We start from the raw sequence: 24,769 nt of genomic DNA on the forward strand, positions 1-24,769 counted from the left end.
TCATCTTTCTGGAGGGCTTGAGAAAATACCCATGACGCCAGCGCGGCGGCTAGGGATTTGACTGGTCGAGCATGGCGAGTGCAACTCGATAGCAATCTTCGATATGGTCGTTTCCCAGGCGGGCAACGACGCGGTAACTGAGGGCGGCGGCCACCGCCTGGCCGGCCAGCGGCACAAAGCGCAGCGCGGCCTTGCCCAGGAGCTTGGTCCCGACCTTTTTCAATACCAACTTGGCCAGTTGGCGGGAAATCATCTGGCCGATCAGGTCGCTGCCGACCCGGCCGGCGGCCAGCAAGACATAATTGCGCTTGGCGGGTTCCAGCTCGGCCAAATTACGCTGCGATAGTCCGAAACGCTGGCTGATGCTCTCCAGCAGATTGGAAAACACCATCATATCGGCCAGCATATCCATGCCCGGCACCGGTATCATCGCCGCGCCGGCCGACAGCCGGGCGCGCTGGCGCACCATCGCATGGCACTCGTCGCGGATGGTTTCAAGCTCGGACAGATTGGCGGGCAACATCGTTCACTCTCTTTCCGGCGGGCGGGTCAGACGGTCTACCAGCAGCTTCTCGCAACACTTGAAGCCTACCCAGGCGGCCAGCGCCGCGTAACTGAGCGCCAGCAATTGCAACAACTGTTCCAATGCGCCGTCTTGCACGACCTGCCAGCCGTAATCCCAGAACAGTTCCAGGTTGGCGCGCAGCAGGATGGCCAGATTGAACGAGCTGACGCCGAAGCCGAGGAAGCACAGGCCCATCAGCAGAAAACTGAGCAGGGGATGTGCCTGCAGCAAGGACAAGGTGGCGGAGCGTAGCCGGGATAGCCTGATCCGCCGCATGCCGTCTACGCCTACTCGCTGAACAACCAGGGTTGCTGCGTGCGCCGCGCGGCCTCGAAGGCACTGATCCGGTCCGCATGCTTGAGGGTCAGGCCGATCTCGTCCAGGCCGTTCAACAGGCAGTGCTTGCGATGGTCGGTGATCTCGAAGCCATGGCTATCGCCGCCGGGCGTACGCAAGGTCTGCGTCGCCAAATCCACGGTCAGGCGATAGCCTTCGTTCGCCTGGGTAGCCTGGAACAGGCCATCCACCACCTCGGCCGGCAGGACAATGGGCAGCACGCCGTTCTTGTAGCAATTATTGAAGAAGATATCGGCGAAGGATGGCGCGATCACCACCCGGAAACCGTAGTCCTCCAGCGCCCAGGGAGCGTGCTCGCGTGAACTGCCGCAGCCGAAGTTCTCCCGCGCCAGCAGCACCTGCGCGCCGGCATAGCGGGGGAAGTTCAACACGAATTCGGGATTGAGCGGGCGCCCGCTGTTATCCATGCCCGGCTCGCCATGGTCCAGGTAACGCCACTCGTCGAACAGATTGGGGCCGAAGCCGGCCCGCTTGATCGACTTCAGGAACTGCTTGGGAATGATCGCGTCGGTATCGACATTGGCGCGGTCCAAGGGACAGACCAGGCCGTTCAGGGTAGTAAAGGCTTGCATGGGTGTTTCCCCGTCGCTCAGGCGAACGTTCTCACATCGACGAAATGGCCGGCGATCGCGGCCGCGGCAGCCATCTCCGGACTGACCAGGTGGGTACGACCGCCCTGCCCTTGGCGTCCTTCGAAATTGCGGTTGGAAGTGGAGGCGCAACGCTCGCCCGGTTCCAGCCGGTCGGCATTCATCGCCAGGCACATGGAGCAGCCGGGCTCGCGCCATTCGAAGCCGGCCGCGACAAAGATCTTGTCCAGACCCTCGGCCTCGGCCTGCACCTTGACCAGGCCCGAGCCCGGCACCACCAGGGCCAGCTTGACGTTGGCGGCCTTGTGATGGCCCTTGGCGACCGCGGCGGCGGCGCGCAAGTCCTCGATGCGAGAATTGGTGCAGGAGCCGATAAAGACCTTATCGATGGTGATTTCGGCAATCGGCGTATTGGCCTGCAAGCCCATATAGCTGAGTGCGCGCTCCATGCCGGTCTTGCGGGTGGCATCGGTCTCGGCGGCCGGGTCGGGCACGCGGTCATTGATCGTCACCACCATTTCCGGCGAGGTCCCCCAGGTGACCTGCGGCGCCAGCTGATCGGCCTGTAGCTCGACCACGGCGTCGAATACCGCGTCGGCATCCGAATGCAGGGTGTGCCAATAGGCAACCGCCTTCTCCCACGTATCGCCCTTGGGCGAGAATGGACGGCCCTGCAAATAATCCACGGTGGTCTGGTCCACCGCCACCATGCCGGCCCGGGCACCCGCCTCGATGGCCATATTGCACAGGGTCATGCGCCCTTCCATGCTCAAGGCGCGGATGGCGGACCCACCGAATTCGATGGCGTAGCCGTTACCGCCGGCGGTACCGATCTTGCCGATCACGGCCAAGGCGATGTCCTTGGCGGTGACGCCCCGTCCCAACTGCCCCTCCACCCGTACCAGCATGGCGCGCGACTTCTTCGCCACCAGGGTCTGGGTGGCCAGTACATGTTCCACTTCCGAGGTGCCGATGCCATGGGCCAGGCAGGCGAACGCGCCGTGGGTGCTGGTATGCGAATCGCCGCACACCACGGTCATGCCGGGCAGCGTGGCGCCTTGCTCCGGCCCCACCACGTGGACAATGCCCTGGGCCTTGTCCTTGAACGGGAAATAGGCCAGCGCACCGACCTCGCGGATATTGGCGTCCAGGGTCTCGACCTGTTGGCGCGAGATGGGGTCCTTGATGCCTTCGTCCCAGTGGTCGGTGGGGGTATTGTGGTCGGCGGTAGCGACGATGGAAGAGATGCGCCAGGGCTTGCGGCCGGCCAGTTTCAGGCCTTCGAACGCTTGCGGACTGGTCACTTCGTGGATCAGGTGGCGGTCGATATAGAGCAGTGCAGTGCCATCGGCCTCTTCATGCACCACATGGCTATGCCAGAGCTTGTCGTAGAGAGTCTGTGCCATTTTTTGCAACCGGTTGCGATATCGGGGGGTATCGAACTTATCACGCGCCGACGCGCGTCGGCAACCGGATGGCGCACGCCGCCAGGCGCGAATGGCCGCGCCTATACGCTTGCCGAGCACGCCCTGCTATTGGAATCGCGCCGGTCGCCTAGCGGATGGTGACTTCAAGTCAGGTCACGGGGTGGGTTCAACTGCGGCCAGGCCATGCGCAGGTAGTAGCCCATTGACCAGAGCGTCAACAAGGCGGCGACAAATAGGCAGACCGAGCCCAGCTTCTGGGTGTTGAGCCCGGGAATGAAATTCTCGTGCAGCAGCAGGACGGTGATGGCCACCATTTGCGCGGCGGTCTTGAACTTGCCGATAAACGAAACCGCCACGCTGCGGGCGGAGCCGAGCTGGGCCATCCATTCGCGCAAAGCGGAAATGGTGATCTCGCGGCCTATGATGATGGCGGCCAGCCAGGCGTCCACCCGCTCAAGCTGCACCAGCAAGATCAAGGCAGCGGCCACCATCAGCTTGTCGGCCACCGGATCGAGAAATGCACCGAAGGCGGATAGCTGGTTCCAGCGCCGCGCCAGGTAGCCGTCGAACCAATCGGTGACGGCCGCCAGCATGAACAAGGCGGCGCTCAGCAGATTCTTGGCCATGGGATGCAGCCAGCTATCGGGCAAATAAAATACACCGAGAATAAGCGGGATCATCATGATCCGCGCCCAGGTAAGGATATTGGGAAGATTAAGTGGCATCAGGCCTATGAACCAGCTGGTGAATTTTCAGTGTAGTGCGTTATAGATTTTTTCGGCCAGGGAACGGTTGATACCGTCCACCTGGCAGAGATCGTCGAGACTGGCGGCCTTGACGCCTTGCAGTCCGCCGAAGCGGCTCAGCAGCTTTTGCCTGCGCTTGGCGCCAATGCCGGCGATGTCCTCAAGGCTGGACGAAACCCGCGCCTTGCCACGCCGGGCCCGGTGGCCGGTGATGGCAAAGCGGTGCGCTTCGTCGCGGATGGTCTGGATCAGATGGAGGGCGATCGAATCGCGCGGCAATTGTAGCGTTTCGTTCCGGGACGGAACAACGAGCTGCTCCAGGCCCGGCTTACGGGTTTCGCCCTTGGCCACGCCGACCAGCAAGGCATCGCTCAATCCCACTTCCTGCATGACCTCGACCGCCACGCCGATCTGGCCTTTACCGCCGTCGATCAAGATGACATCAGGCACGACGCCATCGCCTGCCGCGATTTTCTCATAACGGCGAGTCAGCACCTGGCGCATGGCGGCATAGTCGTCGCCCGGCGTGATGCCGCTGATGTTGTAGTGGCGATATTCCTTGGGCTGCATGCCCAGCTTGTCGTACACCACGCAGGACGCCACGGTGGCCTCGCCCATGGTATGGCTGATATCGAAGCATTCGATGCGCTGGGCCGAGTCGGGTAGTTGCAGTGCCTCCTGCAAGGCCTGCAAGCGTCCCAGCTGGGTGGACTCCAGCGACAGGCGCTGGCCGATGGCCAGCACCGCGTTCTTCAGCGCCATCTCCAGCCAGACGCGACGCTCGCCGATGGGGTTGGCGACGATGGCGATCTTGCGGCCGGCCTGCGCACTGAGCAATTCGACCAGGATGGCATTGTCGCTGACGCTGTTGCAGACGATGACCGGCGGGATATCGCGGTCCAGATAGTGCTGTACCAGGAAGGCTTCCAGGGCGCCTTGCGTGTCATAGTCCTCGCCATGGGCGGGGAACAGCGACTTGTCGCCGACATGGCGGCCGCCACGGATCATCACCAGGTTGACGCAGACCACGCCGTTCTCCACCGCGCACGCCACGATATCGGCATCGGTTTCGCTGGCGTTGCTGGAGACAAACTGCTTTTCCTGCACCTTGGCCAGCGCCTGGATCTGGTCGCGGTAGGCGGCGGCCGCTTCGAATTGCCAGGCGGCGGCGGCCACGTTCATCTTTTCGTCCAGCAGGCGCAGCAACTCATTGGCCTTGCCTTGCAGGAACTGGCTGGCGTGGCCCACGTCGCGGCGATAGTCCTCGGCGGAAATCGCATCGACGCACGGCCCGCTGCAGCGCTTGATCTGGTGGAGCAAGCAGGGACGGGCCCGGTTCTCGAACACCGAATCCTCGCAGGTACGCAGCTTGAACACTTTCTGCAGTATCTGGATGCTTTCGCGCACCGCCAGGCCGCTGGGGAACGGCCCGAAATATTGATGTTTTTTGTCCAGGGCGCCACGGTAATAAGCCAGCCGTGGCGAGCGATGGCCGCTCAGCATCAGATAGGCATAGCTTTTGTCGTCGCGGAACAGGATGTTGTAGCGCGGCGTCAGGGCCTTGATCAGATTGTTTTCCAGGATCAAGGCTTCGGCTTCGGAACGCACGACCGTGGTCTGGATATCGGCGACCTGCGACAGCATCAAACGGATGCGCGGCGATTGATCGTTCTTCTGGAAATAGGAACTTACCCGCCGCTTCAGGTCTATTGCCTTACCGACGTACAGCACGTCGCCCTTGGCGGACAGGAAGCGGTATACCCCGGCAGATTGGACAGACTGGCCAGGATGGGCTTGGGGTCGAACGGCGGGCTGTCCGTCATGCTGACAACAGCCTCACGGCCTTTCGGCCGTCGAAGTGGCAGGCTCGGCTACCGGCGCAGGCTGGGCGGCTTCGTGCGGCGCGGCGGGCGCTTCCACCGGCTTGGGCGCGGCCGGCTTAGGCGCGGCTGGCTTTGGGACGACCGGATCGGCTTCCGGCGCGACGGCACGGCGTTCGGCCGGCGCGGGCGCGTCCTCGCTTGGCGCAGCGCTGTCCGGCGGCGTACTTTCCGGCGGAGCGGGCGGTGTCGGCTTGGTATCCAGTATCTGGAAGAACACTTCATCCTGGCGCAGCATGCCCAGCTCGTTGCGGGCGCGCTCCTCGATGGCGTCGGTGCCGGTCTTCAGATCGCGCACTTCCGCATCCAGCGCACCGTTGCGTGCCTGGAGCTTGTCGTTTTGAGTACGCTGGTCGGCCAGTTGCGACTCGATCTGCCATACCTTCAGCCACGAACCCTTGCCTATCCATAAAGGCCATTGGAGCAAGACGATACAGGCGGCGAGAATGACGGCAAGAAGGCGCATGGGCGCGATTGTATGGGCGGAGGCCTTACTAGGGAAGCTCTGCCAGGGTTATTAGTCTGAGTCAGCGGCATATCTGCCCCAAAATCTCCTGATTCGCACTTGTGCCAACAGGAGTAGACAGTGATGCCCAAGCTGCGATTGGCACCTAGCTCCACATCTCTCGGGGTAGGTAACGGTTGCAATATACCTGCGTGTGCATATGCGTTTAGCGTGAGGATGATTCAGGCTTTTACCTGATGGGAAGTTGACGGCGCTATGCGTTAAAAAGCTCCGGCGCACGCTTGGCATGGGCTAGGCGAACCTTTAAGGCCCATACTCCCCTGACAACCCGCGAAGGCCACCATGAGCCCATATGACGCGCTGTTCGAACAATTCGAGATCACCCCGACTAAAGCCAGAGACTTCTTGGAAGCTCACTTGCCGCCAGTGGTACGCGAGCAAATCGACTTGGACACACTGCATTTGGAACCCAGCTCCCATCTCGATCCGGGTATGCGAGTTTATTACTCGGACACCCTATATTCGGCGAAAACCGTTGGGCAGGATGGGTATAAAAGTCTGCTGATCTATATCATGAAAGAAGAGGGCAACGACATTCCCGAAGTTTTATTGAAAACCTTGGCGCGTGGCTCACCACAGTGCGAGGAGCTTGTAATGCCCCTCATCCAGATGGTTGAACAGCGCGGTGAAAAGCGCGGCCTGAAATTGGGTGAACAGCGCGGTATGGAACGCGGAATAGAGCTGGGTCGCACAGAATATTGGCAAAAAATGAAACAAGTCGCTCGCGCCATGGTGGCAAACGGTATGGACAAAGCCACGGTGATGCAGATAACCAGGGTTGGCGAGTTGGCCTTCAAAGAGTAGGCCATTGTCGCCCAGCGCTTGCTCCAGTCCACACCTCCCCCCCCCCAAAAAAAACGTGCTTGTGGGCCGCCGGCAGAACCCGCCGACGACCCACAAGCACTCGCTACTCGTTGCGGTTGCTTTCACCACAATGAGCGCAGAGAGATTTACCGCGGCCGAATCTGGTAAAACGCGGCACGACCCGGGTAGTAAGCCGCATCACCCAGCTCTTCTTCGATGCGCAGCAACTGGTTGTACTTGGCCATACGGTCCGAACGGCTGAGCGAGCCGGTCTTGATCTGCATGCAGTTGGTCGCCACGGCCAGGTCGGCGATGGTGCTGTCCTCGGTCTCGCCGGAGCGGTGCGACATCACCGAGGTGTAGCGATTGCGCTTGGCGAGGTCCACAGCCTGCAAGGTCTCGGTCAAGGTACCGATCTGGTTGACCTTGATCAGGATGGAGTTGCAGATACCCTTCTGGATGCCTTCGGCCAGAATCTTGCTGTTGGTGACGAACAGATCGTCGCCCACCAACTGCACGCGCTCGCCCAGGCGCTGGGTCAGCAGCTTCCAGCCGTCCCAATCGCGTTCGCCCATGCCGTCTTCGATCGAAATGATCGGGAAGCGGTTGGCCAGGCTTTCCAGGTAATCGACCATTTGCGCCGAGCTCAGCTCGCGCTTGTCGCTCTTCTTGAATACGTACTTACCGGTTTCCTTGTTGTAGAACTCGGAAGCGGCGCAATCGAGGGCGATCACGATATCTTCGCCGAAACGGTAACCGGCCTTTTCCACCGCGGCGCGGATCAGCTCCAGCGCGGCTTCGGCATTGGCCACGTCAGGCGCGAAACCGCCTTCGTCGCCCACTTGGGTAGGCAGATGCTGGTCGTGCAGGATCTTCTTCAGATGATGGAAGATCTCCGCGCCATAGCGCAGCGCTTCACGGAAGGTGGGCGCGCCGACCGGAACGATCATCAGTTCCTGGAAATCCAGGCTGTTGTTGGCGTGCTCGCCGCCGTTGATCACGTTCATCATCGGAACCGGCAGCGCCATCGGGCCGGAGCCGCCGATATAGCGGTACAGCGGCAGACCCGCTTCTTCGGCAGCCGCCTTGGCCACCGCCATCGACACCGCCAGGATGGCGTTGGCGCCCAGGCGGCCCTTGTCGTCGGTGCCGTCCAGTTCCAGCATGGTGCGGTCGATAAACGCCTGCTCGGACGCATCCAGGCCGATGATCGCTTCGCAGATTTCGGTATTGATATGCTCGACCGCCTTCAGTACGCCTTTGCCCAGGTAGCGGCTCTTGTCGCCGTCACGCAGTTCCAGCGCTTCCCGCTCACCGGTGGAGGCGCCGCTGGGTACGGCGGCACGGCCCATGACGCCGCTTTCCAGCAGCACATCGGCTTCAACCGTGGGGTTGCCGCGCGAGTCCAGAATCTCGCGGGCGATGACTTCTACGATAGCGCTCATCGTTGTTTCCTTGGATGTCGTTGGGAATGTCGATTCGAGCATGCCGGCGCCGGCCGGTGCCCCTCATTGCAAGCAGGGCACGGGACCGCGAGGGAAAGGCCGGCATGCGGGCGGACTACAGCGTGTTTTCGTGCAGTGGCTGGCGCTTGACCAGACTGTCCAGTTCGCGCAGCACGGTCAGCAATTCTTTCATGCGCGGCAAGGGCCAGGCATTGGGGCCATCCGACATGGCTACGGCGGGATCGGGATGGGTTTCCATAAACAGGCCGCTGATGCCGACGGCGACCGCCGCACGGGCCAGCACCGGCACGAATTCGCGCTGGCCGCCGGATTTGTCGCCTTGTCCGCCGGGCAGTTGCACCGAATGGGTGGCATCGAATACCACCGGGCAACCGCTTTCGCGCATGATGGCCAGGCTGCGCATATCGCTGACCAGATTGTTGTAGCCGAAGCTGGCGCCACGCTCGCAAGTCATGAAGTTGTCTTCCGGCAAGCCGGCTTCGCGGGCCGCTTCGCGGGCTTTATCCATCACGTTCTTCATATCGCCCGGCGCCAGGAACTGGCCCTTCTTGATATTGACCGGCTTGCCCGACTGGGCGCAGGCACGGATAAAGTCGGTCTGACGGCAAAGAAAAGCCGGTGTCTGCAATACGTCCACGACGTCCGCCACCGGCTTGATCTGATCGATTTCGTGGATATCGGTCAAGACCGGCACCCCTACCTGCTCCCTGACCTTGGCCAGGATACGCAGGCCTTCGTCCATGCCGGTGCCGCGAAACGACTTGCCGCTGGAGCGATTGGCCTTGTCGAAACTCGATTTGTAGATAAAAGGAATGCCCAACTCGGTGGTGATTTCCTTCAGCTTGCCGGCGGTATCGATGGAGAATTGTTCCCCCTCGATCACGCAAGGGCCGGCAATCAGGAAGAAGGGCTGATCCAGCCCGATGTCGAAGCCGCACAATTTCATGGTGGCGTCCCATACAGGGTGGGCCGGGCGCCTGGCACGGCCCACGTATTAACGAACACTGCTCGGCGAGGGGGATCGCGGTCCGATGGACCGGCCCCTCCCTCTACTTGCAATCAGCAGCTCAGGCCTTCGCGGCCATGCTCTTTGGCATAGGCGATTGCCGCTTCCACGTAGGCCTCGAACATCGGATGGCCATCGCGCGGGGTCGAAGTGAACTCGGGGTGGAACTGGCAACCGAAGAACCAGCGATGATCCGGCAATTCGATGGTTTCGCACAGATGATTGGGATCGGTGGACCGGCCGCTCACCTTCAAGCCGGCGGCTTCGAGCCGTGGCAGGTAGTGGTTGTTCACCTCATAGCGGTGGCGATGGCGTTCCACGATGCGATTGGCGCCGTAGACCCTGGCGGCCAGCGAACCCACTTCGAGGTCGCACTCCTGGCTGCCCAGGCGCATGGTGCCGCCCTTGTTGGAGTTTTCGTCGCGCACTTCCACCTTGCCGTCGTGGTTGACCCACTCGTCGATCAGGGCCACCACCGGGAAAGGCGATTCCAGGTTGAACTCGGTCGAATTGGCGTCGGCCATGCCGACCTTGTGGCGGGCATATTCGATCAAGGCCAGCTGCATGCCCAGGCAAATGCCCAGGTAAGGCACATTGTTTTCGCGGGCATACTGAATGGCGCGGATCTTGCCTTCCACGCCACGCTTGCCGAAACCGCCGGGCACCAGGATCGCGTCCATATCATGGATCTGCGCCAGGTTGCCGCCTTCCAGCTCTTCGGAATCCACAAAGTGGATCTTGACTTCGCTCTGGGTGTGCATGCCGGCATGCTTGAGCGCTTCGATCAGGGACTTGTAGCTTTCGGTCAGATCGACGTACTTGCCCACCATGGCGATATTGACGGTCTGCTTGGGGTTGTCCAGCGCATCGACCAGGCGATCCCACACCGCCAGATCGGCACGCGGCAGATCCAGCTGCAACTGCTTGCAGATGATGTCGTCGATATGCTGTTCGAACAGCACGCGCGGGATCTTGTAGATGGAGTTCATGTCAGGGCAGGACACCACGGCCTTTTCGCTGACATTGGTGAACAAGGCGATCTTCTTGCGCTCGTCGTCCGGCACCATGCGGTCCGCACGGCAGATCAGTACATCGGGCTGGATACCGATTTCACGCAATTCCTTCACCGAGTGCTGGGTCGGCTTGGTCTTGATCTCGCCCGCGGCCGCGATATAGGGCACGTAGGAGAGGTGGACGTAGCAGGTATTCTCACGGCCCAGCAATACGCCCATCTGGCGGATGGCTTCCAGGAAGGGCAGCGATTCGATATCGCCGACCGTACCGCCGATCTCGATCACCGCCAGTTCGGCATCGCCGGCACCCTGGTCGATAAAATGGCGGATCTCGTCGGTGATATGGGGAATGACCTGCACGGTCTTGCCCAGGTAATCGCCGCGGCGCTCGCGCTTGATCACCGACTCGTAGATCTGGCCGGTGGTGAAGTTGTTGGACTTCTTCATCTTGGCCTGGATGAAGCGCTCGTAGTGCCCCAGGTCCAGGTCGGTTTCGGCACCGTCTTCGGTGACGAATACCTCGCCGTGCTGCATGGGGGACATGGTGCCCGGATCCACATTGATATAGGGATCGAGCTTCATCATGGTGACCTTGAGGCCACGCGATTCGAGGATAGCGGCAAGTGAAGCGGCGGCGATGCCTTTCCCTAGTGAGGAGACAACGCCGCCGGTAACGAATATGAACTTGGTCATGGAAGAACCACCCAGTGGTAATTCCGTATTTTACTCTGCTACCCCCCTCTCCCTCAATGTTGACGACACTAGTCCCCTAAAGAAAAAGGCACCCGAAGGTGCCTTTTCTGTGCTGGGCCTATATCAGGCCGCCATTTCACGGGCCAGGTACAGCCAGGTTTCCACTACCGTATCCGGATTGAGCGAGACGGTTTCAATGCCCTGCTCGACCAGCCACTTGGCAAAATCGGCATGGTCGGACGGACCCTGGCCGCAAATGCCGATGTACTTGCCTTGTGCCCGGCAAGCCTTGATGGCCATGGACAGCAGCGCCTTGACCGCCTCATTGCGCTCGTCGAACAGCGAAGCGATGGGGCCGCCGGAATCGCGGTCCAGCGCCAAGGTCAGCTGGGTCATATCGTTGGAGCCGATGGAGAAGCCGTCGAAGTATTCGAGGAACTGATCCGCCAGCAAGGCATTCGACGGGATCTCGCACATCATGATCAGGCGCAGGCCGTCCTTGCCACGCTCCAGGCCGTTGTCCTTGAGCAGTTCCACCACCTTGGCGGCTTCATCCAGGGTACGCACGAAGGGGATCATCACCTCGACATTGCCCAGCCCCATCTCGTTGCGCACTTTCTTCAGCGCGCGGCATTCCAGCTCGAAACAGTCGCGGAACGATTCGCTGATATAACGCGAAGCGCCACGGAAACCGATCATGGGGTTTTCTTCGTGCGGCTCGTAATTCTGGCCGCCGATCAGGTTCGAATATTCGTTCGACTTGAAGTCGGACATCCGCACGATGACCTTCTTCGGATGAAAGGCCGCCGCCAGGGTGGCGATGCCTTCCACCAGCTTCTCGACGTAGAAATCCACCGCCGAAGCATAGCCGCCGATACGCTCGTCCACCTGCTGCTTCAGGTCCCAAGGCAGGTTCGGGTAGGCCAGCAAGGCTTTCGGGTGGATACCGATCATGCGGTTGATGATGAACTCCAACCGTGCCAGGCCCACGCCTTCATTGGGCAGATGGCTGAAATCGAAGGCCAGCTCGGGGTTGCCGACGTTCATCATCAGCTTGACCGGGCTCTTTGGCATGGAATCGAGCTTCAGATCGATGATCTCGACGTCGAGCTTGCCGTCATAGATATTGCCGGTATCGCCCTCGGCACAGGATACGGTGACATAGGCGCCATTGGTCAAGGCCCGGGTCGCGTCGCCGCAACCCACCACCGCCGGAATGCCCAGTTCGCGCGCAATGATCGCGGCGTGGCAGGTACGGCCGCCACGGTTGGTCACGATGGCGGCGGCCCGCTTCATCACCGGCTCCCAATCGGGATCGGTCATATCGGTAACCAGCACGTCGCCAGGCTGGACCGTGTCCATCTCGCTGGCATCCTTGATCATCCGCACCACGCCTTGGCCGATCTTCTGGCCGATGGCACGGCCGGAGGCCAGTACGGTGGACTTGCTGTTGAGCCGGTAGCGGCGCAGGGTATCGACGCGCGCTTCCTGCGATTTCACGGTTTCGGGCCGTGCCTGCAGGATATACAGCTTGCCGTCCACGCCATCGCGGCCCCACTCGATGTCCATGGCGCGCTGGTAGTGCTTTTCGATGATCAGGGCGTAGCGGCCCAGCTCTTCCACCTCGGCATCGGTGATCGAAAAGCGCTGCTGCTCGACCACCGGCACATCGACGGTACGCACCGACTTGCCGGCGCTGGTGTCGCTGGTGAATTCCATCTTCAACAGCTTGGAACCCCGGTTACGGCGCAGGATGGCCGGCCGCTCGGCGGCCAGATTGGGTTTGAATACGTAGAACTCGTCCGGATTGACCGCGCCCTGCACCACCGTCTCACCCAGGCCGTAGCTGGAGGTAACGAATACGACATCGTCGAAGCCCGATTCCGTATCGATGGTGAACATCACGCCGGCCGCGCCCTTGTCGGAGCGGACCATGCGCTGGATGCCGGCCGACAAGGCGACATCGGCGTGCTCGAAGCCTTTGTGCACGCGGTAGGAAATGGCGCGATCGTTATAGAGCGAGGCGAACACTTCCTTGATGGCGTGGAGGACATTGTCCACCCCGACGATATTGAGGAAGGTTTCCTGCTGGCCGGCGAAGGAGGCATCCGGCAGGTCTTCCGCCGTGGCGGAGGAACGGACCGCCACCGACATGCCTTCGCCTGCCTCGGCCATCATCTTGGCGTAGTTGCTGCGGATTTCCGCGTCCAGCTGCGGCGGGAAGGGGGTATCCACCACCCATTGCCGCACCTCCTTGCCGACCCGGGCCAGTTCGGTGACGTTTTCCACGTCCAGCGCCGTCAGCGCCGCATCGATCTTGGCAGAGAGGCCGTTATGCGCGAGAAAGGCGCGATAGGCATCAGCCGTGGTGGCGAAACCACCGGGAACGCGCACGCCCGAGGCGGCCAACTGGCTGATCATTTCGCCGAGCGAAGCATTCTTGCCGCCTACACGCTCGACGTCGGTCATGCGCAGCTCGTCGAACCAGATGACGTAGTTCTCTGCCATTTTTGTATTTCCTTGCGGGATTTGGGGAATCTGAATGCCCGATTCTAGCCTGTTTAGCGGGGATGGCGCAGCCACTCGCGCTATGTAACCAAGCACTGATTTATTGCAATGCAACACATGGCAATTTTTCACTTCCCCGAAAAATGTAGTCGAAATCACGGGACTACATGATTATTCGGGCAAAACCATCGCTTTCCCTTATGTTGCGGATGCACAACCGGCTGGCAGGCCCGGTCCACGCTGTGGCAACATGGTCCGAAGCCCTATCGAAGAAAGCCCGACATGTCCGCGCACCGCACCGTCTTCTTTGTCTCCGACCGCACCGGCATTACCGCCGAGATGCTGGGACACAGCCTGATCACCCAGTTCGAGGGGATAGAGTTCAAGCGCATCACCCTGCCCTTCGTCGATACCGAGGAGAAGGCGCAACTGGTGGCGGAACGCATCCGCCAGACCTACGCCGCCGACGGTGTGCGACCGCTGGTGTTCTCGACCTTCGTCAAGAATGAGGTGCGCGACCTTATCCATATCCCGGAAGCGCATATGGTCGACTTCTTCGAGGCCTTTATCGAGCCGCTGGAAGCCGAATTGGGCCAGGACTCCTCCCACACGGTGGGCAAGAGCCACAGCATCGAGAATTTCCATGAGTACAACACCCGCATCGAAGCGGTGAATTACGCCCTGGCGCACGATGACGGCATCAAGCCCGCCGACCTGGACAGCGCCGATATCGTGCTGGTCGGCGTGTCCCGCTCGGGCAAGACGCCGACCTGCCTGTACCTGGCCTTGCAGTACGGCATCAAGGCCGCCAACTACCCGCTCACCCCGGACGATTTCGGCCAGCCGGGCCTGCCCAAGGCGCTACTACCGTTCAAGCACAAGCTGTTCGGCCTCACCATCGTGCCGGAACGGCTGGCGCAGATCCGTGCCGAACGCAAACCGGACAGCCGCTACGCCTCGGTGGACAACTGCCGCTTCGAGGTGGCGGAAGCCGAGGCCATCTACCGCAGCGCCGGCGTGCCGCATCTGAACACGACCAATAAGTCCATCGAGGAGCTGGCCTCGACCATCGTGCATAAGACCAATATGGCGCGGCGGATCTATTAAGGCCATACCGGCGGGCTGATCTCCCTGGGGCGGAACGCTGCCCTATCGTCGCGGATGCGAGCCAGCAGCGCGGCCAGGCTGGCCGGCTGCGCTTGCACCGCCTGCCGCTCCTGCTCCGTCAAACGGACGCTGAGATCATGCTCGACCGCACCGCTGTGCAACATCAGCGTCAGTATCCATTCGCCGTCGCGCTCCAGCAGCACATGCGACCACGGCTGTTCCGCGATGATTTTCATGGCTTGGCCATCGCCTGGCTAATTGCGGTCGATAGCTCGGTTTCGGTATAGCTGCCGGCCGGGATGGCGTTCACCACCGCCTCCAACTGGCCGGTCGGCAGGCGGCCGCCGGGAATCCATAAAGCGTTGGCGGCCGATTCGTTCCCCGAGGGTATCCGCACATCGAGCGCCTGCGGGCGGGGAATATCGATCCGCATAAAGGCCTTGCCCTGCCACTCGCCGGCCGGAATCCCCAGTTCCTTTTCGATCATGGCCATATCGCCATGGGTGCGGGCCAGCATATCGTCCACTTCATAGGACGGCGAGACGAACTGGCCGTCGGTGCGCCCGACCGGATCGCGGCCCCAGCGGTCCAGCGCCGCCTTGGGCACCAGATAGGACGCCCCACAGGCAAAAGCCTGCTGGTGCCGGGCAACATAGTTGGCGGGCAGATAGCTGGCCGGCGGCGGACGCCGGCCCTGCGGTATGGCCTTGATGCGATCGATTTCGGCCGTCGAAATCGGTACCAGGCTGGCCGGGACGGCCGTACGGCAATCGGCCGATACGGTAGTGGTGACGGGCTGGCTGGCGCAAGCGGCCAGGCAGGCGAGCAGAACGGCCGTGCAGGCCGCCTTCAGGGCGTGGATAGGGGTCATGGCTTCCTCCGGGGATTATCGGTATGGCGGTAAAGCGGGCTTCTATGGCCCGCTGGCAGCAATATAGATAGTCGAGCGAAAGGATTCCTGCAAACGGGATCGAACGGTATGAATCATCCATTACCGTTAAGACTAGCCCGCTTGCCGGCACGCCAGATCGACCAGATCAGCCAGATGCTGTTGAAGAAAGCGATCAGGAAGCCAATAAAGCCGAAAGCGGGTAGTCCAAAGATGCGCGGCCCGGCCGGCACGGTCATGACGATGCTGGAGCCGATGATCAGGCAGCCGGTGACGATGCCCAGGGTCAGGCGGCTGGCGGCACGGTCTATCTGCTCGCCGAAATGATCGAGCCGCTTCAGGTCCAGGTCTATTTTCAGCTTGCCGCGCCGGGCCGCCTTGACCAGGCGGGACATATCGCGCGGCACGCCACCCAGCAGGGTCAGGACTTCCCAGAGATTGCGGCGGCCCTTCCTGGCCAGCGCGCGCGGCGAATAGCGGCTCATCATGACCTGGCGCACAAAGGGCGTCAGGTGCGGCACCATCTGGAAATCGGGGTCGAGCTGGCGCCCCAGGCCTTCCAGGGTAATCAGCGCCTTGAACAGCAGGGTCAGATCGGCCGGCAAGGTAATCGCATGCTCGCGCATGATGCCGATGATGTCGTTGAGCAACTGGCCAAAACGAACATCCTTCAAAGCCAGGTTCTCGTAATTGAACATGAACTCGGCCAGGTCGGCGGCCAGCTTTTCCTCATCCACCGGCACATCGGCGGTCCAGTCCAGCAGCACGTTGAGGATGCCCCGTTCATCCCGCGAGGACAGCGCCGCCAGCAGATCCACGATCTCGTCGCGGCGCGGCGCCGGCAGGCGCCCCACCATACCGAAGTCGATAAAGGCAATGCGGTTGCCGGGCAGGTAGATCACATTGCCCGGGTGTGGATCGGCGTGGAAATAGCCGTCTATCAGGACCATCTTCAGCACCGCATCGGCGCCTCTTTGCGCCAATACCCGCCGGTCCAGCCCGGCCGGTTCCAGCAGTTCCAGCTCATTGCCGGGTACGCCGCCGATATAGGCCTGTACATTGACGATCTCATTGGTGTGCTCCCAGAAGATTTCCGGGATGACGATATTGGGATCGGCGGCGAAATTCTCGGCGAAGCGGCGATGGTGGTGGGCTTCCTGGGCCAGGTCCAGTTCGCGCCGCAAGGACTTGGCGAACTGTTCGACGATGCGGACAGGCTGGTATTGGCGGGCATCGGGAAACTCGAACTCCACCAGGCTGGCCAGGTGATGCAGTACCCGCAGATCGGCTTCGATCTTCGCCACGATATTCGGCCGCCGCACCTTGAGGATAATCAGCCTGCCGTCCGGTAGCGTGGCGCGGTGCACCTGGGCGATGGAGGCGGAACCGATGGGCACTTCGTCCAACTCGGTGAACAAGTCGCGTGGCGAGGCGCTCCAGACGCGGGTCAACTCCGCTTCCAGCTCTGAAAATGGCAGGGAAGGCACATTGGACTGCAGAATTTCGAACTCGGCGATCCATTCCGGCGGGAACACGTCCACCCGCGTCGCCATGACCTGGCCCAACTTGATAAAGGTCGGCCCCAGCGCCTCCAGCGCCCGCCTGGCCCGCACGGGTGCCTCCAGATCCAGGCGGACTTCGTCCTCTGGCAGATCCAGCGACTCGCCGGCGCGCTCGAAAGTGCGCTGCACATTCAAACGCCGAATCAGGTCGCCAAAGCCATGCCTGGTCAGCACGCCGATGATTTCGCGGATGCGCGGCAAGTCGCGCATCAGGCTGATGGTCTCTTTTAGCATGGTCGAAACTCGGAAAAGCGGCTCTTAAGGGTAGCGTAGATTGACACGGTGCCAACGGCGGAAATCCTTCGATCCAAGGGGTTCCCGCAAAAAATCCGTTCGTTTGGCGCCTAGTACAGGGCTACCTTTAGGTGATTGATTCAAGAAGCTAAAATTTTTCGAGGTTTCAGTGGTCATACGCGGCCTGGCAGTATCACAAAACGCCGCCAGGGATTGCGGCTTTACAGCCTCCCCTTATTGCTTTTAGAGTGCCGACCATGACGTTTACTTGCCGACACCTTCTTCTGCTGTTGCTGCTACCGCTAGTCCAACCAGCTTTCGCCGTCCCCAAGGAAAATCCGCCCACCGTCAGCCAGTCCGAGGATGCCAAGGCGCTGGCCGAGAATGAATCCGGTTCGCGCTTCGCCCAGGACATCATGCTGCAGGCTTTGGGCCTGATTGGCGTGACCTATCGCTGGGGCGGCGCCTCGCCGGAAAGTGGCCTGGATTGCAGCGGTTTTATTAAATATGTGTTCCAGCAGTCCATGAACATCGCCCTGCCCCACAATGCGTTCGCCATCAGCCGGCTGGGCGAAGATGTGGAGAAGGAAGCCCTCAAGCCGGGCGATCTGGTGTTCTTCAATACCCTGGGCCGCCGGTTTTCCCACGTGGGCATCTACCTGGGTGACGACCGCTTTATCCATTCGCCGTCAAAGGGTAGCAAGGTACAGGTGGTACGCCTGTCCGATGCCTATTGGGCCAAGCGCTTCACCGGTGCCCGGCGGGTAACGCAGGAAAGCGTGGCCGAGCGTACGCCGCAACTTTCGCAGCCGATGAGCGACGTGCGGGAAGTGAAGAGCAGCGGCAAGAAGTCGCGCAAGGGCGGCAAGGCACCCAAGAAGCAAGGAAAAAAGAAGGCGAAGAAGAAGAAACGCTAGGCTTTCGCCTGCTGTGCTGCCGGATGGAGCGGCGACCGGGGACACCGGTCGCCTTGTGGTGTGAACTACCTTATGCGGCAACCGCCGTGGTGTAGAACGCCAGCGGGCCGGTGCTGGTCAGCCCGATATTGAAGTGCTGGCCGCAGGTGGTGCCCTGCCCGGCCAACTCGGTGTTGCGCACGATCTCATGCAGCAACTCCAGTTCCTTGAATTCCTCGACCAGTTCGCCATCGCCATTGAGCAGAATCTCGATGCGTTCGCGATCGGGATGGCTGCCCACTACCTGGATGCGGCTTCCTTCACTCCACCACTGTAGTTGCACCGGCGGCGGTACGGGCACCGCCTGGCCTTCCAGCAGCGTGGCCAACGACTTGCCGTAATTAGCCAGATTCGCCGCCGCCTTGCCACGAATCGCATCGAGTTGCACACCGGCCATATCGGACGAAATGCCAAAAATGCGCGCCAAACCTTCGTCCAGCCGATTGTCCTTGAGCGCCACCATTTAATTACTTCTCCCTGGAAATAAACACTGCCGGCACGAGATGCCGGCCTAGTTATTCATCGAGTCGTTATAGACGGACTGATGATCTTTACCGATTGAATTTTTCAATCCTCCCTGGCCAGTCGACTGAGTTCGTAAAGCAGTTCGTGTGCTTCACGCGGCGTCATCTGGTCGGGATCCACCAACGCCAGCCGTTCGACAAGCGGGTTGGGTTCGAGTTCCGGTTCAACCGCCTGCGGTAAGGAAAAAAGATCTCCTTGCCCGCCCTGGGTGGCGCGCTGGTTTTCCAGTTCGGTCAGGTAGCGCTTGGCCTGGCGGATGGTATCGCGCGGTACGCCGGCCAATTGCGCCACCTGCAAGCCATAGCTCTGGCTGGCCGGACCTTCTTCCACGCTATGCAGAAAGACGATCTTGTCCTTGTGCTCGACCGCGTCCAGGTGCACGTTGGCCACCTGCGGGTAATCCAGCGCCAGGCGGGTCAGCTCGAAATAATGGGTGGCGAACAGCGTATAGCTGCGATTCTTCTCGATCAAGGCCCGGGCAATGGCCCAAGCCAGGGCAAGACCGTCGAAAGTCGAGGTGCCGCGTCCCACTTCATCCATCAATACCAGCGCATGGTCGCCGGCATTGTTGAGGATATTGGCGGTCTCGGTCATCTCCACCATAAAGGTGGAGCGGCCGCCGGCCAGATCGTCGCTGGCGCCGATACGGGTGAAGATGCGGTCCAGCCGGCCGATCACAGCCCGCTTGGCCGGTACGAAGCTGCCGATATGGGCCAGCAGCGCAATCAATGCCGCCTGGCGCATATAGGTCGACTTACCGCCCATGTTCGGACCGGTGATCAGCAGCAGCTTGCGGCCGGCATCGAATTTCAGGTCGTTGGCGATAAATGCTTCGCCGGAACCATCGCGCAATTGCTGCTCCACCACCGGATGGCGGCCCGCTTCGATCTGCAGGAGGGTCTCGTCGCGGAACTCGGGCGCCACCCAGCCCTGCACCAGGGCCCGATCCGCCAGCGCGGCCAGCACATCCAGCCCGGCCACCGCCTGGGCAAGCAGCTGCAGGCTGGCGACGAAGGGCGCCAAGCCGTCCAGCAGCCCTTCATACAACGCCTTCTCCAGCGCCAGGGATCGCTCCTGGGCGGACAAAGCCTTGTCCTCGAAAGCCTTCAGCTCAGGCGTGATATAGCGTTCCGCGTTTTTCAGGGTCTGGCGGCGGCGGTAGTCGTCCGGAATCTTGTGGCCATGGGAATTGCTGACCTCGATATAGAAACCGTGCACGCGATTGTATTCGACCTTGAGATTGGGAATACCGCTGCGCGTACGCTCGCTGGCTTCGAGGGCCAGCAGGAAATCACCGTGGTTGGTCTGCAGTGCCCGCAGCTCATCCAGCTCGGCATGGAAGCCTGCCCGTATCACGCCACCGTCGCGTATCACCACCGAGGGCTCATCCATCACCGCACGTTCCAGCAACTCGACGGCCTCGGCGGGCGGCTGCAATTGCTGCCCCAGCTCGGCCAGCAAGGCGTTCGCCGGCAACAAGGGCAGCAATTGCGGCAAGGCCAGCAGGCTGTCGCGCAGGCTGGAAAGATCGCGTGGGCGGGCCGAGCGCAGCGCCACCCGGGCGGCGATCCGCTCGATATCGTGGATGGCGCCCAGCCGTTCACGCAGCCCCTCCAGCCCGGCCGAATCGGCCAGGGCCCCGACCGCATCGCGTCGCCGGGCCACCTTGGCCTGGTTGCGCAGCGGATGGTGCAGCCAATGCCGCAACAGCCGGCTACCCATCGAGGTGGCACAGACATCCAGCAAGGAGAACAAGGTGGGCGAGGCTTCGCCGCGGATGGTTTCGGTCAGCTCCAGATTGCGCCGGGTCGCGCCATCCAGCGTCAGGTATTGCCCGACATGCTCCAGGATCAGGCCGGTGATATGCGGCAACGCGCCGCACTGGGTCTGGCGGGCATATTCCAGCAAGGCGCCGGCGCTGCCCACGGCCACGCCGGCCTCTTCGATACCGAAACCGCTGAGGTTTTGGGTCTGGAACTGGCGGGCCAGATTGCGGGCGGCGGTTTCGGCATCGAACTGCCAGCTGGCCACCCGCTTGACAGCATAGCCGCTGGCGGCCGGCAGCTCCAGGGCCAGATCGTCGGGCAGCAGCACCTCGGCCGGCTTGAGCCGCTCCAGCTCGGATGCCAAGGTCTCGGCGGCCGCTTCCATCAGGCGGAATTCGCCGGATGCCAGCGACAGCCAGGCCAGGCCCAGGCGCCCCTTGATGGCGTTCACCGCCAGCAGGATATTGTCGCGCTTGTCGTCGAGCAGGGCGGCATCGGTCAAGGTGCCGGGCGTGACGATACGCACCACCCGCCGTTCCACCGGCCCCTTGCTGGTGGCCGGATCGCCGAACTGCTCGCAGATGGCCACCGATTCGCCCAGTTTGACCAGCTTGGCCAGATACTGTTCGGCGGCGTGGAAGGGTACGCCAGCCATCTTGATCGGCATGCCGGCGGTCTGGCCACGCGTCGTCAGCGTGATATCCAGCAGGCGGGCAGCCTTGACCGCGTCGTCGAAAAACAGCTCGTAGAAGTCGCCCATGCGATAGAACATCAGCTTGTCGGGGTGCTGCGATTTCAGCCCCAGGTACTGCTGCATCATCGGCGTATGGGATACGGTGTTGTTTTTACTGGTCGATTTGTCCAATTGTCTTAAACCGTTCTAAAAGCTTATCGGAAAGAATCGGTAATTATCACATGCGCCCGCCGCTACGGCAGCCAGGCTGCGCATCGGGCCGACGGATATATTGCCCCCATCATCCGGAAGGTGGTTCCGGCAGCAAGCCCGGCCAAGCCCGCGCACCGCGCAACCGCCCCAATGCAGCTGGCGCTTGCAGGCATGAACGTCCGCCAGGGCGGTTGGACCGGCGATCCGCGCAGCGCGACTTCCCATCCCGCCCACTGGCCGTGAGCTGCGTCATGCTGAGACGGGTAATGTGGACGAGCGCGCGGGCCAGTTCCCTACAGGCAAGCGATGGCAGTTGTCGCCTGACTATAGTTTTAATGAATAGCCATAGGCCAATGTATAAATACGTCCGTCATACCATCCTTGGCACCAGTGGTTCGCGTAAATTTTCATATCGCTTACTAATACGTGGTGCTGCTCCCTATAAATGCCAATATTGCGATGCTGCCTTAGTAGCAAGCACCCTTGCCAATACCTGGGCTCCGCTGTCACCAATCTAGTTTCTGGTACTGACTAACGCAGGTGACGCGGGCTTTGCTGCCAAGTACCCTCAAAGCTTGCGCGTCGCTGTCTCCGATCCGGTTCGTGCCCAGATCAAGATAGCTGAGGCGGGTATTGCTGGCGAGGGCCTCTGCCAATGCCTGTGCGCCGCTGTCACCGATCTGGTTACTGCCCAAGCTGAGCGTAGTGAGGTATTTATTGCTGGCGAGCGCTTTTGCCAGGGCCTGCGCGCCGTCGTCACCGATCTTGTTATTGCCCAGATAGAGTGCGGCGAGGCAGGTATTACCAGCGATTACATCAGCCAGTGCCTGCGCTCCGATGTCGCCGATCTGATTCCAGCGCAGGTCAAGCTGAGTGAGGCAGGTATTGCAGGTAATCGCTTCGGCCAGTACCCGCGCGCTGCTGTCATCGATCTGGTTATCGCCTCGCATATCGGACAGATCAAGATTGGTCAGAGTGTAGTCATTCGCCCGCAATCGCCGGATCGCTTCACGCAGCTTTTGATTGCTGATGCCGGCAAGGCTGGCATTGGGTATCGTACCAGGCATTTTCACCCCCCCAACATTGCTTGCAATCAATCTTCCGCACTCCTTTGGTGGGCAATCAGATGACGGTTTGGAGCATCCATATTCTTGGCACTCAGCATGCACACTCACACAAAGAGTCCTTATGCGACTTCGGTGTCGAGCGCTGTAATCTTCATTATCATCAGGCTGTCCAACCCAGCTGTGGCAATTGCTGCATGACTGTGGATTTTTTCATTGCCTGGCAACACTCAATTGCAATTTCCGTATCACAACCGCTTCGCAATAGTTCCAATGGGCCATTGCCCGCAGGCCGTGTTGCCTGGAAGATCGCGCCCGATTCAAAATTTGTCCAATACGCAAAAAAACTAATTTGTCCAATACGCAAAAAAACTGAAGATCTCGGGTATCCACACGCATGAAAGTTAGCAAGATCGCAATGCAACTGATCACCAGCGGCTTGTTCGCCATGGCATTGGGCACGGCCCAAGCCGCCAATGTCTCCACCACGGTTTCCTACGATACCGCCGGTTTGGACCATACCAGTTGGCTGGTCCCAGCCACTGCCACAAGCACCGGCACGAACGAGACCTGGATCGACACCAAGGATCTCCCCCCCATCCCCGGCCCGGGCTATGATCTGCGTCATACCACTTATATGTCGATGGGTGCCTGGGCGAACGAGCGTAGCGAATTGTCCGCTTCGGTCCGGGATCTGCGTGCAGGCGGCATCGCCACCAGCAGCGCGAACTGGAGCGACAGCTTCGTCAACAACAGCGGCAACAGCCAGAACTACAAATTCAATCTATCGCTCCTGGGCATGACCGCCCACATGGGCGGCTGGACAGGCAACCTGGCGCGGCGCGACTACCAAGCCGGCTTCGTCGCGGATGTACTCGTCAACGGCGTGTCGGTATGGCGCTCAGCCCAGACTTTCAACTACCAGGCGGGTTTGGCTTCGGTCGTCAAATCGGGGTTCGATCTAGGCGATGCGGTCATCTACGCCGATGGCGATGAGCACAGGCCGGTGTTTTTCGCTCTGGATAGCTATGCTGGCCAAGTGGACCTGGGTACCTTCGCCACCGGCCAATCAGCCGATGTCAGCTACACGATCTCCTCTTTCGCTCGCTGGAGCGATCCGGAAGGCTGTTCTTATGAATGCGGCAGTATTGGCGTCAATATTTTCGACAATCGCGGTGCCATTGGCCAGCGCATCGTCTCGGCACCGGTACCCGAGCCGGAAAGCTACGCCATGCTGCTGGGCGGGCTGGGCCTGATCGGCGCCATCGCACGTCGTCGCATGGCTGCCGCGAAGTAAGCGATAAGCCCGGTCGAAAAACGCAAAACGCCACTCGCACGAGTGGCGTTTTGCGTCAATGAACCCTGTCTATCTATTTATGCGCTTGCAGCGTCTGCAGCAACTGGGCGAACACCTTGGGCGTGCCGGCCACCACGTTGCCGCTTTCCATATAACCGGTCTCGCCATCGAGGTCGGTGATCAGGCCGCCGGCTTCCTGCACCAGCAGGCTACCGGCCGCGATATCCCACGGTTGCAGGCCCAGTTCCCAGAAACCGTCGAAACGGCCGCAGGCGATATAGGCCAGATCCAGCGCCGCGGCACCGGGACGGCGCACGCCGGCCGACTTCTGGATCACGTCCTTCAGCATATGCACATACATATCGAGCTTGCCGAAGGTGGTATAGGGGAAGCCGGTACCGATCAGGCCATCGGCCATTTCCTTGGTCTTGGAAACACGGATACGACGGTCATTCAGGAATGCGCCGCCGCCGCGCGTGGCGGTGAACAGATCGTTATGGTTGGGGTCGTAGACCACGGCCTGGCTGATCTGGCCGCGATGTTCCAGCGCGATGGAAATACAGTACTGCGGTACGCCATGCAGGAAATTGGTGGTGCCATCGAGCGGATCGATGATCCAGGTATATTCGCTCTCCCCTTTGGCGCCGCCCTCTTCCGCTAGAATAGCGTGGCCCGGGTAGGCATCCAGCAGCGTCTGCACAATGGCGGCTTCGGCGGCACGGTCGACTTCGGTGACGAAGTTGTTGTGGTCCTTGGTCTCGATGCGCAGGTGATCGATATTGCTGGAAGCGCGCTGGATCAGCGAAGCGGCGCGGCGGGCTGCCTTGATGGCGGTGTTGAGCATCGGGTGCATGGATATTCCTTCGGCAACGATTGAGCTTCCTGCCGAGGAAGAATAGACG

At 61.1% G+C, this 24,769-nt stretch carries 21 protein-coding genes and 1 pseudogene; 4 read left to right on the top strand and 18 right to left on the bottom strand.

The annotated features are described in order from the left end of the window. Nucleotides 1-49 precede the first annotated feature (49 nt). From FNU76_RS01290 to ftsB, 7 genes and pseudogenes are all read right to left on the bottom strand, one after another. Entirely contained in the window at nt 50-523 is a 474-nt protein-coding gene (locus FNU76_RS01290) for a hypothetical protein (RefSeq protein ID WP_143856020.1), read from the bottom strand. A 3-nt stretch (nt 524-526) separates the two neighbouring features. Beyond that, nucleotides 527-841 carry a hypothetical protein gene (locus FNU76_RS01295; protein WP_143856021.1) on the bottom strand — a complete coding sequence of 105 codons (315 nt, stop codon included), beginning with the start codon at nt 839-841 and terminating at the stop codon, nt 527-529. An 11-nt stretch (nt 842-852) separates the two neighbouring features. After that, nucleotides 853-1,494: a 3-isopropylmalate dehydratase small subunit gene (gene leuD, locus FNU76_RS01300; protein WP_143856022.1), complete on the bottom strand. Its 642-nt coding sequence runs from the start codon at nt 1,492-1,494 to the stop codon at nt 853-855. Between the two features lie 17 nt (nt 1,495-1,511). Beyond that, nucleotides 1,512-2,918 carry a 3-isopropylmalate dehydratase large subunit gene (gene leuC / locus FNU76_RS01305; RefSeq protein WP_143856023.1) on the bottom strand — a complete coding sequence of 469 codons (1,407 nt, stop codon included), beginning with the start codon at nt 2,916-2,918 and terminating at the stop codon, nt 1,512-1,514. 164 nt (nt 2,919-3,082) lie between these two features. After that, entirely contained in the window at nt 3,083-3,664 is a 582-nt protein-coding gene (pgsA, locus tag FNU76_RS01310) for a CDP-diacylglycerol--glycerol-3-phosphate 3-phosphatidyltransferase (protein WP_143856024.1), read from the bottom strand. 27 nt (nt 3,665-3,691) lie between these two features. Continuing rightward, nucleotides 3,692-5,508: pseudogene (gene uvrC, locus FNU76_RS01315) on the bottom strand (excinuclease ABC subunit UvrC). A gap of 13 nt (nt 5,509-5,521) precedes the next feature. Further along, a complete protein-coding gene (gene ftsB, locus FNU76_RS01320) occupies nt 5,522-6,031 on the bottom strand; it encodes a cell division protein FtsB (protein WP_143856026.1) in 510 nt (169 codons plus the stop codon). A gap of 342 nt (nt 6,032-6,373) precedes the next feature. On the opposite strand from ftsB, the gene FNU76_RS01325 reads away from it, so the two are divergent. After that, nucleotides 6,374-6,895, top strand: coding sequence for an Rpn family recombination-promoting nuclease/putative transposase (locus FNU76_RS01325; RefSeq protein WP_143856027.1), 522 nt, complete (start codon nt 6,374-6,376; stop codon nt 6,893-6,895). Nucleotides 6,896-7,041: 146 nt separating this feature from the next. Here FNU76_RS01325 and eno read toward each other — a convergent pair whose 3' ends face one another. The 4 genes from eno to ppsA all read right to left on the bottom strand — a co-directional run bounded on the left by eno (nt 7,042) and on the right by ppsA (nt 13,581). Further along, nucleotides 7,042-8,340 carry a phosphopyruvate hydratase gene (eno, locus tag FNU76_RS01330; RefSeq protein ID WP_143856028.1) on the bottom strand — a complete coding sequence of 433 codons (1,299 nt, stop codon included), beginning with the start codon at nt 8,338-8,340 and terminating at the stop codon, nt 7,042-7,044. A gap of 115 nt (nt 8,341-8,455) precedes the next feature. Further along, nucleotides 8,456-9,307, bottom strand: a complete 852-nt coding sequence (gene kdsA / locus FNU76_RS01335; protein ID WP_143856029.1) for a 3-deoxy-8-phosphooctulonate synthase — start codon at nt 9,305-9,307, stop codon at nt 8,456-8,458. Nucleotides 9,308-9,420: 113 nt separating this feature from the next. Then, a complete protein-coding gene (gene pyrG / locus FNU76_RS01340) occupies nt 9,421-11,073 on the bottom strand; it encodes a CTP synthase (protein WP_143856030.1) in 1,653 nt (550 codons plus the stop codon). Nucleotides 11,074-11,196: 123 nt separating this feature from the next. Then, complete coding sequence (gene ppsA / locus FNU76_RS01345; protein ID WP_143856031.1) at nt 11,197-13,581, bottom strand: phosphoenolpyruvate synthase; 2,385 nt, start codon at nt 13,579-13,581, stop codon at nt 11,197-11,199. A gap of 282 nt (nt 13,582-13,863) precedes the next feature. Here ppsA and ppsR point away from each other — a divergent pair, with 282 nt between their 5' ends. Further along, nucleotides 13,864-14,688, top strand: a complete 825-nt coding sequence (gene ppsR, locus FNU76_RS01350) for a posphoenolpyruvate synthetase regulatory kinase/phosphorylase PpsR (protein ID WP_143856032.1) — start codon at nt 13,864-13,866, stop codon at nt 14,686-14,688. On the opposite strand, the gene FNU76_RS01355 is transcribed toward ppsR, so the two are convergent. The 3 genes from FNU76_RS01355 to FNU76_RS01365 all read right to left on the bottom strand — a co-directional run bounded on the left by FNU76_RS01355 (nt 14,685) and on the right by FNU76_RS01365 (nt 17,373). Then, nucleotides 14,685-14,924, bottom strand: coding sequence for a hypothetical protein (locus FNU76_RS01355; protein WP_143856033.1), 240 nt, complete (start codon nt 14,922-14,924; stop codon nt 14,685-14,687). The genes ppsR and FNU76_RS01355 overlap by 4 nt on opposite strands. Then, a complete protein-coding gene (locus FNU76_RS01360; RefSeq protein ID WP_143856034.1) occupies nt 14,921-15,559 on the bottom strand; it encodes a hypothetical protein in 639 nt (212 codons plus the stop codon). Before FNU76_RS01360 ends, FNU76_RS01355 begins: the two co-directional genes overlap by 4 nt. A gap of 113 nt (nt 15,560-15,672) precedes the next feature. Beyond that, nucleotides 15,673-17,373, bottom strand: coding sequence for an ABC1 kinase family protein (locus FNU76_RS01365; protein WP_143856035.1), 1,701 nt, complete (start codon nt 17,371-17,373; stop codon nt 15,673-15,675). Between the two features lie 257 nt (nt 17,374-17,630). On the opposite strand from FNU76_RS01365, the gene FNU76_RS01370 reads away from it, so the two are divergent. After that, nucleotides 17,631-18,290, top strand: coding sequence for a C40 family peptidase (locus FNU76_RS01370; protein WP_143856036.1), 660 nt, complete (start codon nt 17,631-17,633; stop codon nt 18,288-18,290). 70 nt (nt 18,291-18,360) lie between these two features. Here the strand turns inward: FNU76_RS01370 and FNU76_RS01375 are convergent, their stop codons facing one another. From FNU76_RS01375 to FNU76_RS01385, 3 genes are all read right to left on the bottom strand, one after another. Continuing rightward, on the bottom strand, nt 18,361-18,792 hold the full coding sequence (locus tag FNU76_RS01375; protein ID WP_143856037.1) for a hypothetical protein: 432 nt from the start codon (nt 18,790-18,792) through the stop codon (nt 18,361-18,363). A gap of 104 nt (nt 18,793-18,896) precedes the next feature. Next, nucleotides 18,897-21,440 carry a DNA mismatch repair protein MutS gene (mutS, locus tag FNU76_RS01380; protein ID WP_143856038.1) on the bottom strand — a complete coding sequence of 848 codons (2,544 nt, stop codon included), beginning with the start codon at nt 21,438-21,440 and terminating at the stop codon, nt 18,897-18,899. Nucleotides 21,441-22,012: 572 nt separating this feature from the next. Then, nucleotides 22,013-22,603 (bottom strand): leucine-rich repeat domain-containing protein, encoded by a 591-nt coding sequence (locus tag FNU76_RS01385; RefSeq protein WP_143856039.1) that lies wholly within the window; start codon nt 22,601-22,603, stop codon nt 22,013-22,015. Between the two features lie 364 nt (nt 22,604-22,967). Between FNU76_RS01385 and FNU76_RS24275 the strand changes: the two genes are divergently transcribed. Continuing rightward, nucleotides 22,968-23,867, top strand: a complete 900-nt coding sequence (locus FNU76_RS24275) for a PEP-CTERM sorting domain-containing protein (protein WP_223879182.1) — start codon at nt 22,968-22,970, stop codon at nt 23,865-23,867. Between the two features lie 73 nt (nt 23,868-23,940). On the opposite strand, the gene FNU76_RS01395 is transcribed toward FNU76_RS24275, so the two are convergent. Next, entirely contained in the window at nt 23,941-24,720 is a 780-nt protein-coding gene (locus tag FNU76_RS01395; protein ID WP_143856040.1) for an inositol monophosphatase family protein, read from the bottom strand. Nucleotides 24,721-24,769 lie beyond the last annotated feature (49 nt).

It is taken from the genome of Chitinimonas arctica, assembly GCF_007431345.1.
GTDB classification, from domain to species: domain Bacteria; phylum Pseudomonadota; class Gammaproteobacteria; order Burkholderiales; family Chitinimonadaceae; genus Chitinimonas; species Chitinimonas arctica.